This window comes from [Clostridium] ultunense DSM 10521 (genome assembly GCF_000511955.1).
Taxonomy (GTDB): Bacteria; Bacillota; Clostridia; order Tissierellales; family Tepidimicrobiaceae; genus Schnuerera; species Schnuerera ultunensis.
On the sequence record NZ_AZSU01000005.1, the window covers coordinates 125,907 to 139,668 of the forward strand.

General features: G+C 32.2%; 13 protein-coding genes and 2 tRNA genes. 2 read left to right on the forward strand and 13 right to left on the reverse strand.

Features of this window, described 5'->3' with window-relative positions:
- Nucleotides 1–162: 162 nt before the first annotated feature.
- The 12 genes from CUL_RS0112645 to polA form a co-directional block, all read right to left on the reverse strand.
- A complete protein-coding gene (locus tag CUL_RS0112645; RefSeq protein WP_005588749.1) occupies nucleotides 163–978 on the reverse strand; it encodes an RnfABCDGE type electron transport complex subunit B in 816 nt (271 codons plus the stop codon).
- Between the two features lie 11 nt (nucleotides 979–989).
- The gene (rsxA, locus tag CUL_RS0112650; protein WP_005588747.1) at nucleotides 990–1,559 is read right to left on the reverse strand and encodes an electron transport complex subunit RsxA; all 570 of its coding nucleotides are present in this window, start codon (nucleotides 1,557–1,559) and stop codon (nucleotides 990–992) included.
- Nucleotides 1,556–2,182, reverse strand: a complete 627-nt coding sequence (rsxE, locus tag CUL_RS0112655; RefSeq protein WP_005588746.1) for an electron transport complex subunit RsxE — start codon at nucleotides 2,180–2,182, stop codon at nucleotides 1,556–1,558. Before rsxE ends, rsxA begins: the two co-directional genes overlap by 4 nt.
- Before the next feature lie 22 nt (nucleotides 2,183–2,204).
- Nucleotides 2,205–2,780 carry an RnfABCDGE type electron transport complex subunit G gene (locus CUL_RS0112660; protein ID WP_005588745.1) on the reverse strand — a complete coding sequence of 192 codons (576 nt, stop codon included), beginning with the start codon at nucleotides 2,778–2,780 and terminating at the stop codon, nucleotides 2,205–2,207.
- Nucleotides 2,781–3,818, reverse strand: a complete 1,038-nt coding sequence (locus tag CUL_RS0112665) for an RnfABCDGE type electron transport complex subunit D (protein WP_179956604.1) — start codon at nucleotides 3,816–3,818, stop codon at nucleotides 2,781–2,783.
- A gap of 11 nt (nucleotides 3,819–3,829) precedes the next feature.
- A complete protein-coding gene (gene rsxC, locus CUL_RS0112670) occupies nucleotides 3,830–5,164 on the reverse strand; it encodes an electron transport complex subunit RsxC (RefSeq protein ID WP_005588743.1) in 1,335 nt (444 codons plus the stop codon).
- A gap of 334 nt (nucleotides 5,165–5,498) precedes the next feature.
- Nucleotides 5,499–6,545: a DNA polymerase IV gene (locus tag CUL_RS0112675; RefSeq protein ID WP_005588742.1), complete on the reverse strand. Its 1,047-nt coding sequence runs from the start codon at nucleotides 6,543–6,545 to the stop codon at nucleotides 5,499–5,501.
- Between the two features lie 57 nt (nucleotides 6,546–6,602).
- Nucleotides 6,603–6,689, reverse strand: a tRNA-Leu gene (locus CUL_RS0112680).
- A gap of 37 nt (nucleotides 6,690–6,726) precedes the next feature.
- Nucleotides 6,727–8,481: a peptide ABC transporter substrate-binding protein gene (locus CUL_RS0112685; protein ID WP_025642055.1), complete on the reverse strand. Its 1,755-nt coding sequence runs from the start codon at nucleotides 8,479–8,481 to the stop codon at nucleotides 6,727–6,729.
- A 17-nt stretch (nucleotides 8,482–8,498) separates the two neighbouring features.
- On the reverse strand, nucleotides 8,499–9,155 hold the full coding sequence (locus CUL_RS0112690; RefSeq protein ID WP_005588740.1) for a lytic transglycosylase domain-containing protein: 657 nt from the start codon (nucleotides 9,153–9,155) through the stop codon (nucleotides 8,499–8,501).
- Between the two features lie 18 nt (nucleotides 9,156–9,173).
- Nucleotides 9,174–9,788, reverse strand: a complete 615-nt coding sequence (gene coaE, locus CUL_RS0112695) for a dephospho-CoA kinase (RefSeq protein WP_005588739.1) — start codon at nucleotides 9,786–9,788, stop codon at nucleotides 9,174–9,176.
- Entirely contained in the window at nucleotides 9,775–12,432 is a 2,658-nt protein-coding gene (gene polA, locus CUL_RS0112700; protein ID WP_035143250.1) for a DNA polymerase I, read from the reverse strand. The genes coaE and polA overlap by 14 nt, the downstream gene beginning before the upstream one ends.
- 182 nt (nucleotides 12,433–12,614) lie before the next feature.
- Here polA and CUL_RS0112705 point away from each other — a divergent pair.
- Nucleotides 12,615–12,702: transfer RNA gene (locus tag CUL_RS0112705), tRNA-Leu, on the forward strand.
- Between the two features lie 46 nt (nucleotides 12,703–12,748).
- On the opposite strand, the gene CUL_RS0112710 is transcribed toward CUL_RS0112705, so the two are convergent.
- Nucleotides 12,749–12,937, reverse strand: coding sequence for a hypothetical protein (locus CUL_RS0112710; RefSeq protein ID WP_025642059.1), 189 nt, complete (start codon nucleotides 12,935–12,937; stop codon nucleotides 12,749–12,751).
- Between the two features lie 218 nt (nucleotides 12,938–13,155).
- Here CUL_RS0112710 and CUL_RS0112715 point away from each other — a divergent pair, with 218 nt between their 5' ends.
- Nucleotides 13,156–13,746 (forward strand): DsbA family oxidoreductase, encoded by a 591-nt coding sequence (locus tag CUL_RS0112715; protein ID WP_025642065.1) that lies wholly within the window; start codon nucleotides 13,156–13,158, stop codon nucleotides 13,744–13,746.
- Nucleotides 13,747–13,762: the final 16 nt, after the last annotated feature.

Sequence of the window (13,762 nt, forward strand, 5' to 3'; positions counted from 1 at the left end):
TTAGGACTTATATTAATTCTGTGCATATTACAATTAGTTTATCATTTATACTTTCCATTTACAAGTTTGAATTACTTAGATAATTGCACAAAGTTATTACCTTACCTTTTATATTATAAATGAATTTGACTAAAAATAAAAGAGCCTAAATTTAGGCTCTTATTATTGGGCTGCCGTCTTTGCTTCCTCCAGACTTGAAAAAATTGCTTTTGTAGGACATTTAGCAGCACAAATACCGCAATTTATACATTTTTCATAGTTAATTTTAGCCAGATAATTTTCAAAGGTAAAAGCGTCTTCTGGACAATTTTTAACACAGATCTGACAACCTATACATCCAATACTGCAATTGCCTCTTACTACTTTACCTGGATCATTACTCATACATTTAACTATTACCTCTTGTTCATAAGGTACAAGCTCAATTATCCCCTTTGGACATACATCTATACATTTTTTGCAGGATGTACATTTGTCTTTATCTATAACTGCAATGCCATCTACAATTTGAATTGCATCAAATTCACAGACTTCTTTACAAGTGCCACATCCTAAGCAACCATAGGAACAAGATTTACTACCTCCTGCTAATATGTTTTGGGCTCTGCAGTCTATAATCCCATCATAAATATACTTTTCTTTTGCTTTATTACAATCCCCTTGACATAGAACAGTGGCCACTTCTTTAGTAGTTTCTACTGGATTCACTCCCATTATTTCAGCCACCATTTCTGCCACAGGGTTACCTCCAACACTACAAGCATTTACTGGAGCTTTACCTTCTGCTATAGCATTTGCTAATCCATCACATCCTGGGAAACCACAAGCCCCGCAGTTAGCTCCTGGTAATGCTTTTCTAACCTCTTCAACTTTTGGGTTTATTTCTACTGCAAAAACTTTTGATGCTAATGAAAGACTTGTACCAAATAAAAGTCCTAAACCACCTAATACAGTAACTGGATATAATATTTCTATCATCTTATTACCTCCTATACAAGTCCATTAAATCCTAAAAACGCTATGGACATAAGACCTGCAGTTATTAACGCAATAGGGAAACCTTCTAATGCTTCTGGTATATCGATAACTTCAAACTGTTCTCTTATTCCTGAAATCAACACTAGGGCTAAGCTAAAGCCAACAGATGCCCCAAAAGCATTAAATATTGTTTCAACTAAGGTATATCCTTCTTGAATATTTAATATGGCGACTCCAAGAACTACACAGTTAGTTGTAATTAATGGAAGATATACCCCTAATGCATTATATAGAGTTGGGCTCATCTTTTTTAGTACCATTTCAACAAATTGAACTAATGCTGCTATAACAAGAATAAATACTATAGTTTGCAAATACTCTAAACGACCAACTAATATAGTATGATGTATTATATAGGTTATAATTGAGGACAATGTCACCACAAAGGTTACAGCAATTCCCATTCCTGTTGCCGTTTCCGTCTTATTAGATACTCCTAAAAAGGGACATATTCCTAAAAAACGAGCTAATACATAGTTGTTGACAAAAATAGTACTTATCAATATAGTAAAAAGGCTCATCTAGCTTCCTCCTTTACCAAAGCTTCCTTTGAAGCTTTCTTATTCCTAATACTATTAAAGACTGCTATTAATATACCAAGTAGAATAAAGGCTCCTGGTGGCATTATAAATATTAATGCAGGTTCAAAAGAAGGACCAAATAATTGTATATCAAATATACTTCCAGCCCCTAAAATCTCTCTTAAAATACTTAATACTAATAATGCTATAGTATATCCAAGCCCCATACCTAAACCGTCTACTGCCGAGGCTAGAACATTGTTTTTTGATGCAAAGGCTTCTGCCCTTGCTAAAATAATACAGTTAACTACGATTAAAGGAATAAATATTCCTAGAGCATTATATAGATCTTGAGTATAAGCCTTCATAAACATCTCTACGATAGTAACAAATGTTGCAATAACAACGATGAAAGCTGGTATACGAATTTTATCTGGAATTACCTTCCTTAGTAGTGAAACCACCACATTAGATCCAATTAATACTCCAGTAACAGCCAGTCCCATGGCTAAACCGTTTATGGCAGAAGTAGTTACCGCTAGAACTGAACACATACCTATTAACTGGACGAATATGGGGTTTTCTTTTACTACTCCATTATAAAAGACTTTAGATAACTTCAATGTTTACACCTCCACAAATTAACTAATTGGATAGTTTCTCATTATATACTTGACGAACTATATTGACTCCATCAACTATTGCATTTGTTGTAATAGTAGCACTAGTAAGAGCTTGGACTTCGCTATCTCCCTGTGGGCTTTTAGTCGCTGTTAGTTCGTTATCTACAGATTTATCTTTAAATGAGTTGGAAAAATAAGGTTTTGTTGAATTAGCCCCAAGTCCAGGTGTTTCTCCATGGTTTAATATCTTTAAGCCTGTAATTTTTCCTTCTTTAGAGACTCCAGTCATAAAGGTAATCTCTCCACCATAGCCATTTACCTTCATATTAAATGTATATCCAACTAGATCAGAATCTTTATATCCTTCATTAATTTCTACTATATTGGTATTTGAGCCAATTATATCCTTTAATCTTCCCTCGTCTATAGTATTGAATTCCTCTGCTATATCTAACACTTCCATCTTTGCTCTTTCATTGGCTAACCTGTCGGCTTCAGCTATCCTTTCAGATGTAACGCTATTGGATACTGCTAACACAGAAGCAGCTACTGCAGTAATAATAAACAATATTAATCCTAACTTTAGGGTTTCGTTCATCTACTTCACCTCCCCAAATACTTTAGGCCTTGTAAATTTATCAATTAAAGGAGTTGCCACATTCATTAATAGAATTGAGTAAGACACTCCTTCTGGATAACCACCATTAACTCGAATGAGAGCAGTTAATATTCCAGCGCCTACCCCGAAGATAATCCTCCCTATGGGAGTAACTGGGGAAGAAGCATAGTCAGTAGCCATGTAAAAAGCTCCTAGTATTAATCCTCCACCTAACATATGATAGGGTAGAAACTCTGTCTCTACTCCAAGTAAAACTAACATAATAAAGGTTGTACCCAAATAGAATACTGGAATCTTCCAATCAATAACTTGCCTAATTATCAAATATGCTGCACCTATTAACAGTAGCAATACAGAGGTTTCTCCTATTGCCCCAGGAATATTTCCTATAAACATATTCCATAATGTAGGTAACTCTGCTCCTGCTGCTTGTGATGCAGATGTAGCAGCTTCAACAGTTGCAGATGCTCCTCCATCAGCTCCCATTCCATATTTCATTATAGCTAAAGGTGTAGCAGTCGCAACTACATCTGGTCTAGTTCCAGTAAAACTAGACATATGGGCTGGCCATGAGGTTAGTAACATAGCCCTTGCTGCTAATGCTGGATTCATAAAATTGGAACCTAAACCACCAAAAAATTGCTTTACTACTATTATAGCAAAAGCAGAACCCATAATTGGTAACCACCAAGGTGCACTGGCAGGTAAATTAAATGCAATTAAAATACCTGTTATTATAGCTGAAAAATCGTTTATAGTTATAGGCTTGTTAAATATCTTTTGAATGATTGCTTCAAAAACCATAGCTGAAGCCACGGAAATTAATATCAATTTTAATGCATTTAATCCAAAAAAGTATACGCTGCCTATAATGGCTGGCGTAAGCGCAATTATTACATCTAGCATTATCCTCTGTACAGATTCATTAGATCGTATATGAGGAGATGAAGAAACTAACAACATATTTTCTAAAGCAATCTCTTGGGCTTTAGAAGTATCCATTACTTTACTATCCATTTCATATCCTCCTATCTATTTTGCTTTCTTTTAGCGATTACTTCCCTTTTAGCCATTCTAATAGATTCGGCTAAAGGTCTTTTAGATGGACAAATATATGAACACGCTCCACACTCTACACAGTCTAGAGCATGAAATTCTTCTGCTTTATCAAAATTTTTCTTTAGGGCAAAGCTACTTAAATATAAAGGCTGTAACCTTACTGGGCAGACTTCTACGCATTTGCCACATCTGATACAAGGTTGTATAGGTTCTGGTTTTGCTTCCTCTTCTGTCATTATCAATATACCACCTGTACCTTTTATTACTGGTATATCTATTGAATATTGGCTTAATCCCATCATTGGCCCGCCCATTAAGATCTTGCCTGGTGAGCCTTCATTAAATCCTCCACATTGTTCAATTAAATCCTTGAAAGGTGTTCCAATTTTCACAAGAAGGTTCTTAGGTTCTTTTATACCATGGCCTGTAATGGTGGTTATTCTCTCATACAAAGGTTTTCCCTCTAATATGGCTTCTGCAATAGCTTTAGTAGTGGAAATATTGCATACTACAGCACCAACATCCATTGGTAATCCTCCAGATGGAACTACTCGTCCTAAGGTAGCATTGATTAACCTTTTTTCATCTCCTTGAGGATATTTAACCTTTAAAGAGGCTACATTAACACTTTTTACATCTTTGCTCGCTTCCCTTAGAGCAATTATTGCATCTGGTTTATTTTTTTCTATTCCAATAATTCCTCTCTCTACTCCTACAGCCTTCATAATAGCCTTTAAACCAAATATTACCTTTTCAGATTCTTCAACCATTATTCTATGGTCTGCTGTTAAATAGGGTTCACATTCTGCCCCATTTATAAGAATAGTATCTATCTTCTTATCTGAAGGGGGTGATAATTTAACATGAGTTGGAAAACCAGCCCCACCCATACCTGTAATACCTGCCTCTTTGATAATTTCAATAATCTCCTCAGAAGATAAATCCTCTAATTTTCCCTTAGGTTTTACCGATTCGTGTAATTCATTCTTTCCATCAGACTCAATTATCACACAATTAACAGTAAGACCAGTAGGAATGGTCATAGTAGTAATGCCTTTCACTGTACCAGATATTGATGAATGAACTGGTGCAGATACAAAAGCTTCCGATTGTCCAATTTTTTGGCCAATTCTTACTTTGTCCCCTACCTTTACTAAAGGTTCACAGGGTGCCCCAGTATGTTGGTGCAATGGAATTGTAACCATAGCTGGCTCTTTTGCTCTCTCTATAGATAGGTTTTCTGTCAGCTCCTTATAATGTGGTACATTTACCCCACCTTTGAAAGTGAGATTCTCTAACTTCATCCTTATTCCACCTCTTTTTTCTTATTCTTTGATTATTTGAAAATGATAAAAAATAAATAAACTATAATCAAGTAAAACCTTTAAAAAATGGGTTCAGGCTATTTGTTTCCACTGTTCATTATAACATTATTTCCCTAGATTGTATACCATATAGACGTATTGAGATATTTTTAACAATCCCTTTACTAATAGAATTTTCATAGGTCATTGCTAGTTATATTCACAGCTATAGATGTTTATACTTTTCTAATAAAATATGATTTTTTTTATATTATCAATAATTTATACTAGTTATTGTTAAATAAACAACTTATTTTACCTTAATATACTTTGATCATATTTCCATACTTAATTGGATTGGGTCTTCTGGATAGATTAAGTTCGAAAGGGTCAATCCAATGAGTCTAATGCTCTTATCTAAACTAAATTTGTTCGACAATATTTGTTTGCTTATCTTAAAAATAATCTTCTCATCATTAGTAGGAATATTTAAAGTCATACTTCTAGTCTCCACAGTAAAATCATTATACTTTACTTTTACAGTAATTGTCCTTATTAAATAACCTTTGGATACCAACTTATTAGCTAAATTAATAGAATAAAATTCTAACCTATTGATTAATATTTCAGGACTTTTAATATCTTCTTGAAACGTCTCTTCTTCTCCTATAGATTGATTAATGATATGGACCTCTACTGGCCTTGGGTCTATGCCATAAGAAAAATCATATATTTCCTTTCCCCGTTTACCAAAAATGGAAATAAGAACATCTATATCGTATCTCTGTATGTCTCCAATAAAATATATGCCTATTTTGTTTAATTCCCTCTCCATTTTGGGACCAACACCCCATAAGCAAGATACCGGTAAAGGTTTTAAAAATTTTACTGCTTCTTCTTTTCTTATTACTGTTAATCCATCAGGTTTTTTAACATCTGAGGCAAGTTTTGCTAAAAATTTATTGGTAGAGATTCCTACAGAAGCAGTCAGTTGAAGTTCCTTTAGTATATCTTTTTTAATGTTTTGGGCAATAATGAGGGAGTTTTCACCAGTTACATCTAGGAAGGCTTCATCTATAGAAATAGGTTCAATTTTTGATGAATATCTTTTAAAGATCCTATGGAGTTCTTTAGATACTTCCTTGTACTTTTCCATATTTACTGGCAAATAAATACCATTAGGGCATAATCTTCTTGCAACCTTTATTGGCATTGCTGAGTGAACACCATATATTCTAGCTTCATAGGAAGCGGTACATACAACTCCCCTACTGCGAACTCCTCCTACTATTACAGGTTTACCCTTTAAATTAGGATTGTCCCTTTGTTCTATTGCTGCATAAAAGGCATCCATATCTATATGAATTATTTCTCTATCCATTTTTATACCACCCCAGTTATTGTATAAAAAAATCATATACTATATATGTATATGATTTGGTGCAGGAGAAGGGACTCGAACCCTCACGGTATCTCTACCATATGCCCCTCAAACATACGTGTCTACCAGTTCCACCACCCCTGCAGTTTTATATTGTTACAATTCTATTATAAATAAAATTCTATTTTTTATCAACTATTTCTTCTTGGAATTCTTTAGGGATATACCATTTTTCAATATTCCTATAAACGTCATGGAAGGTAGGATCAATATCTCCCATAATCTTTTTGTCCATTAATAAGGCTTTATTCTTAAAGAATAAGCTCACATAAGGCAAGTCTTCAGTGATTATTGATTGCAGCTTTTCATAAGCTTTTAATTTTTTATCTCTATTAGTAGCTCTAAAAGCCTCTAGTAAAGCCTCATCCATAGCTTCATTGCTATACCTAATAATATTAGTGCCGGATTTTATTTGGTTAGAGTGAAAGGCAAAGGATAGTTCAGGTATTGGAGATAATCTCCAGCCTAACAATACAATATCATAATCTCCTTTTACAATCTGGCTATTTAACTGTTCCCACTGGTTTTCTACCATCTCCTCTGTTAAATTGTCTGGTATCTTTTCTGGGTAATCTTTAATTACACGTATTCCCATTTTGTTTAAATCTTCAACAATCATATCAGCTGTCTTAAGCCTTAAATGGCTATAAGAGTTGGTTGTAAGTCTTAAAATGATTTCCTTTCCATTTTCATCCTCATAAAATCCATCTCCGTCAATATCCTTCCAACCTAATCTATTCAACTCCTCCCTAGCTTTTGATAAATTATATCCATAAGCATTGGCCTCATTAGAAATTAGCCAAGAATTAGGATGAATAGGTAAATCTGTCTGAGTCGCGTGACCTAAATACACCCTCTGGATTATAGCTTGTCTATCTATTCCATAAGCCATAGCTTTTCTTAGTCTATATCCCTTTTCATTATTAAAAACTAACTTGGAAAAATTGAACCCTATGAAATCATAGTTCTGTGAAACGAATTCAAGTATTTTAACCCTGTTGTTTTGATCGAACTTTTCCCAATCCACCCCCAATGCTGTAGTCAAATCTATTTGCCCAGCTTCGAAAGCGGTTAAGGCTAATTCTTCATCTTCTAATATTTTGCCGACTATCTGATCTATATAAGGCCTGCCTTCCCTATAGTCTTGAAAATATTCTAATTGGACTGATTTATATTTGTCATAGTTTAAGAATCTATAGGGTCCAGTTCCTATGGGGGTATATCCCTCCTCAGCCAACGCTTTTATATAAGAATTTTTATCCTCCCTACCTACAACAAATCTATGCTTAGGTATGATTGGAAAAATCAATGTTTCCAAACTATTGCTAAAGCCTATATCAAATCTTATGTCTAAATTATAGGCATCAATTATATTAACATCTATAATTCTGTTAATATTTGAAGAATAAAAATTGCCCATGGCAGCATTCCACATTTTTTTATAAGTTGTATCATTACTTGCATACTTAATAGTATTTATTGTAAAGACTACATCTTCTGCTGTGAATTTTTCACCATCATGCCACAGTACATTATCCCTTAATTTAATCCTTATGGTTCCATCGTCTTTGATAGTATAGTCTTCTGCCAATTGATATTTAATATCAAAATTTTCATCTAATTCGAATAAACTTTCAAATACTAGCTTACTAAAATAATAATAACTAAGATTTTCACTGATTAGGGGATTTAAAGTTTTTAAAGTTGTTAATGGTAATACCAATTGACCACCATATTCGGGTTCATATTCTTTAACATTATTAACATTGGTTTCAAAGGTTTCTGATGTATTATTTACTTCATTTTTGTCGCATCCTGTTAATGTAAACAAGATTGTCATAATTAATAATGTAATTGTTATCCTTCTACATTTCAAAGTATTTTCCCCCTTTGCTATTTATACACTATCAAATTTTTGATTATCTTTCTAAAATTATGCATTAAACCAATTAAATAATTTTCTCCATAGAAAGATGAACTATTAAATTGAGATTTATAAATTATCCTATATATCCTTAAGTTCTTTTCCACCTTTTTAATATATTCTTCTGTTTCTTTAAAAGGTATTTTAGTTAACGCTAATCCATCTTTGGAATACTCTTCATTTTCTAACCATTTAGATACATTACCACTTCCACCATTATAAGCTGCTAATATTAACTGAAGGTTATTATTAAATTCTTCAGAAAGGACCTTTATATACCAAGTACCTATTTTTATATTAATCTCTGGGTCAAAGAGCATTTCCATACTAAAGTCTTCTATAGACAATTCCTTTGCAGCCCATTCTCCAGTAATAGGGGATATCTGCATAAGCCCTCTCGCCTTCTTAGAAGATATAGCTTTTTTATCATATCTACTCTCCACATTAATAATTGCTGCCACTAAATAAGGATCTACATTATATTCTTTAGAATATTTTTTAATAAAGTTTAGATAGCCTAAAGGATAGGTTATTTTCAAATAAACGAGTATTCCTGCAATGATTAATGTAAAAATCAGAATAGTAGATATTATTTTCTTAAATATTTTTTTTATTTTCCATGTCAAATTAAACCCTCCAGAGAATTATATTACTTCAAATACTATTTTTTCTACTGTTTCTTCTAAACTTTTTAAATCTTTTCCATTATCGATTATTCTGGTTGCATATTCTCTTTTTAACTTTATAGGCATCTGGGCTTTAATCCTTTTTATTGCGTCCTCTTTACTAATTAAATCCCTTTTAATAAGCCTATCCAATTGGGTAGTTTCGTCTACATAGACTAACCAAATTTCATCAAAGGATATTCCGTAGTTGATAAATTCATCCATTTCTTCTATTAACAAAGGCACATCTAAAAAGATAATACTCTCTTCTTTGTATTTGTCAATCAATTCTTTTATATCTTCAAAAACATAGGGGTGTACAATATTATTTAATTTCATCCTCATAAATCTATCTTTAAATATTATGCTGCCTAATTTTTTTCTATTAATATTATTCTTAGCATCTAATATGCTTTTCCCAAAAACATCTATTATTTCTTTATAGGCGGGTTTACCTATTTGCACCACATTTTTTGCTATTTTATCAGCATCTATCACCTTGTAACCTAAGTTTTTTATGATATTGGAAACCGTTGACTTACCCGTGGCAATACCTCCGGTTAAACCGATAATTCTAGCTTTATTTTGATTCATACCAATTGTCTCCTGTATTTAAATCCACTTTTAATGGAATATCTAATTTAATAGAATTTTCCATAATATCCTTTATAAGATTTTTTACTTCTTCTACTTCATCTTTATATGCTTCTATAATAAGTTCGTCATGAACCTGTAATATCAACCTTGATTTTAAATTTCTTTTATTTAATTCTTTAAACACTTTTACCATAGCCACTTTTATTATATCTGCAGCACTCCCTTGTATAGGGGTATTCATGGCAATCCTTTCACCAAAGGACCTTACATTATAATTTCTCGATTTAAGTTCTGGAACATATCTTCTTCTATTTAAAATAGTCTCTACATAACCTTTTTCTTTTCCAATTTTTATTATACCCTCCATGTATTTCTTAACCATTCCATAGTTTTTCAAATAATTATCTATATATTCTTTGGCTTCTTTTCTAGGAATATTCAAATCTTTCGAAAGACCATAATCACTTATTCCATAAACGATACCAAAATTAACTGCTTTAGCCCTATTTCTCATCAAAGGTGTTACTTCATCCTTTGGAATATGAAAGACTTCTGCTGCAGTTTTTGTATGGATATCTTCGCCATGGTAAAAAGCCTCCATTAGCTTTGGATCCTTGGATATATGAGCTAATACCCTTAATTCAATCTGTGAATAGTCTGCATCCACTAGTATATAGTCTTCATCTTCAGCCACAAAGGCCTTTCGAATCATCCTACCTTCTTCTGTTTTAATGGGAATGTTTTGTAGGTTTGGCTCTGTACTGCTAATCCTACCTGTATTTGTTACAGTTTGGTTAAAGCTAGAATGGATTTTGTTAGTTTCTTTATCTACAACATTTATTAAACCATCTATATATGTGGATTTTAATTTTACCATCTGCCTATATTTAAGTATTTTTTCTATTATTTCATGTTGACCCTTTAATTTATCCAAAACCTCCGCATCTGTCGAATATCCAGTTTTGGTTTTTTTAATTACAGGTAAATTTAATTCATCAAATAATATTTCTCCCATTTGCTTTGGAGAATTGATATTGAACTCCTTACCAGCTAAAGTATATATTTCTTTTGTTAAGCTATCAATTTCTCCTTGAAACTCTTCGCCTAACTGATTCAATACATCTAAATCTACTTTAAATCCATAATATTCCATATTAGCCAACACTTCTACTAAGGGTAATTCCACTTCATAATATAATTCGATCATTTCCTGTTCTTCAATCAATCTGTTTATAGGCTCTCTAATTCCATGGATTAAATCCAAAGTTTGTGCAACATGCTCCGCCCTCGTTTCCACAGGTAAATCTTTATATCTTTTTTTATTTTTACCTTTCCCTAATAATTCTTCTAAGTCTTTCCCATAAATATTTAGATATTCTTTACCTAATTCATTGATACTATAATTGGATTGGGCAGGATTTAATAAATATTGGCCTATCATAGTATCAAAAACCATATTATTAATATCTATATCAAGCTTCAATAAAGCAAATATGTCCATTTTCATCATATGGCCATATTTTTCAATTTCCTTAGATTCAAAATACTTTGCAAATTTTTTTCTAAATAATTTTATATCATTTTTAGAGCAATCTATATAATAAGGTACACTATCTCCAACCTTTATCCCAACTCCAATTATTTCGCTTTTAATATAATTTTCATCCTCAAATAAGAATTTAAAACAAAAGCTCTTTTCCGATTCAATTTTATCTATTATTTGATCAAAATTATTTTCTTCAATAACTATATATTTTACCTCATATTTGGAATCTGCTTCTATTGTAATCTTTTCTTCTGGTATTTTTGAAAGTAAACTATTGAATTCTAATATATCGTATAGTTTTTTCAACTCTTCCCAATTAGGTTCCTCTACTTTTAGTTCCTTAAGGACAAACTCAATAGGAGCATTTCTAATTATTTTTCCTAAAGTTTTACTAAGTCCCGCAGAGTTTTTATGTTCTATTAAAGATTCTTTAGTTTTTTTGCCTCCTACCTTATCTATATTATCATACAGGTTTTCCATAGTACCAAATTCTTTTAATAATTTTATGCCAGTTTTTTCCCCTATGCCTGGTACTCCAGGAATATTATCGGATTTATCTCCCATAAGTCCCTTTAAATCGATGAATTGGTCTGGAGTTATTCCATATTCCTCTATTATTTTTTCCCTATCATATTCTTCTAATTCAGTAATTCCCTTTCTGGTTATTAAAACCTTAGTATAGTCTGAGGCTAGTTGTAAATAATCCTTATCTCCAGTTACCAATATGGTTTCCAGTCCATTATCTTCTCCCATTTTTGACAATGTCCCTGCAATATCATCTGCCTCATATCCATCTAGTTCTAGTTGGGCTATATTCATAGCTGAAAGTATTTCTTTCAGTATAGGAAACTGTTGGGATAATTCATTGGGGGTAGACTGTCTATTTGCTTTATAAAGGTCAAAAGCTTCATGTCTAAAGGTAGGACCTTTTTTATCAAATGCCACACATATATAGTCTATGGTATATTCCTCTCTAATTCTATATAACATGGTTAAAAAACCATAAACCCCATTTGTATATATACCATCCTTTGTAGATAATAAAGGAAGGGCATAAAAAGCCCTATGGATTAAGCTATTTCCATCTATGACCATTAATTTTTCTTTTTTTTCTCTATTCACAAAATCACTCCTCAAATATTATATTGAACATATTAAAAACTTTGCCATTTGCTATAACTAGTATACCTTAAATATATTTTTCAGTAAATATAATTGAAAATAAAGTTCTTGATTGTTTGATAATTTTATGTTATTATATTTTTTGTAGCAAGTAAGCCGAAGTGGTGGAACTGGCAGACGCGCTGGACTCAAAATCCAGTGGTACTTTGTACCATGAGGGTTCGAGCCCCTCCTTCGGCACCAGTGCTTATAAAGGTTTAAGCTGTAAGGCTTAAGCCTTTTTCAATTTTTAATCAAATTTTTCTATAGATGAAAACCCATTTTTGATCATGTCGTCAACATTCTTTATGGATATCTGTCTGTAACTACCATTCTTGTCAATAATTTTTACAATATCCCCATCAATTTTTGATATCCTAGACCTATATTCCCCATTCCCCGTTTTTAAAACTAAAATATCTCCACTTTTAATTTCCATCCCCTTCGCCCCTTCTCTAAAAATAATCTTAAGTTTTAATCCTTGCTTACTTCACTAATTAATATTATATAAATTATATCCTAATTTTTTCTAATTTCCAATATAAGTATTATTGATGAGTGGTTTAAGTAAATACAATCTATTTAACAAGTATACATTAGGTTTATATTTTACCCCCTTGGGTATACCATATATAGTATATATTAAGGAGTGGTAATATGACTAGTATAAAGATAGTTTCTGATTTTGCATGTCCCTTTTGTTATATAGGTTTTTCTATAGCTGAGAAATTAACAAAAGAAATTCCAGATATAAATATAGAATGGATTCCCTATGAATTAGATCCAGTTCTTCCCATTGAAGGAGGAGATTTAACAGACCAGATCCCACAGAAACAGATAGAGATGAGTTATAGAAGAATTGAAAGATTAGGCTCCGAGTATAATTTGGTATACAATAACAAAACCAAAAAATTTAACACCCATAGACTACACAAGGCTGCTTTATTTGCAAGGGATGAAGGAAAATACTACCAGTTTGCTAAAGAAGCTTTTAAAACTATATTTGAATATGGAATAAATGTAGGTGAACCAGTAATTATTAATGAAATAGGACTAGAGGTTGGAATTAATATAGTAGAAATGAACAAATGTATTGATGAGGGTTTCTATGATGGGGAAATGGAAGAGGCAAAAAACCTATGGTCTGTATATGGAATAGAATCTGTACCTACATTTATTGTAAATGGAAATAAAAAGGTAACTTTATTAAAGGATTATGAGAGATTTAAGAAAGACTTGTTGGGTTAAAAGTATAATTTTAATT

Excerpts from the sequence above, each read along its gene's own strand:
- CUL_RS0112645 (WP_005588749.1), bottom strand. The coding sequence starts at position 978 with ATGATAGAAATATTATATCCAGTTACTGTATTAGGTGGTTTAGGACTT.
- rsxA (WP_005588747.1), bottom strand. The coding sequence starts at position 1,559 with ATGAGCCTTTTTACTATATTGATAAGTACTATTTTTGTCAACAACTAT.
- CUL_RS0112660 (WP_005588745.1), bottom strand. The coding sequence starts at position 2,780 with ATGAACGAAACCCTAAAGTTAGGATTAATATTGTTTATTATTACTGCA.
- CUL_RS0112665 (WP_179956604.1), bottom strand. The coding sequence starts at position 3,818 with ATGGATAGTAAAGTAATGGATACTTCTAAAGCCCAAGAGATTGCTTTA.
- rsxC (WP_005588743.1), bottom strand. The coding sequence starts at position 5,164 with ATGAAGTTAGAGAATCTCACTTTCAAAGGTGGGGTAAATGTACCACAT.
- CUL_RS0112675 (WP_005588742.1), bottom strand. The coding sequence starts at position 6,545 with ATGGATAGAGAAATAATTCATATAGATATGGATGCCTTTTATGCAGCA.
- coaE (WP_005588739.1), bottom strand. The coding sequence starts at position 9,788 with ATGAATCAAAATAAAGCTAGAATTATCGGTTTAACCGGAGGTATTGCC.
- polA (WP_035143250.1), bottom strand. The coding sequence starts at position 12,432 with ATGGTCATAGATGGAAATAGCTTAATCCATAGGGCTTTTTATGCCCTT.
- CUL_RS0112710 (WP_025642059.1), bottom strand. The coding sequence starts at position 12,937 with ATGGAAATTAAAAGTGGAGATATTTTAGTTTTAAAAACGGGGAATGGG.
- CUL_RS0112715 (WP_025642065.1), top strand. The coding sequence starts at position 13,156 with ATGACTAGTATAAAGATAGTTTCTGATTTTGCATGTCCCTTTTGTTAT.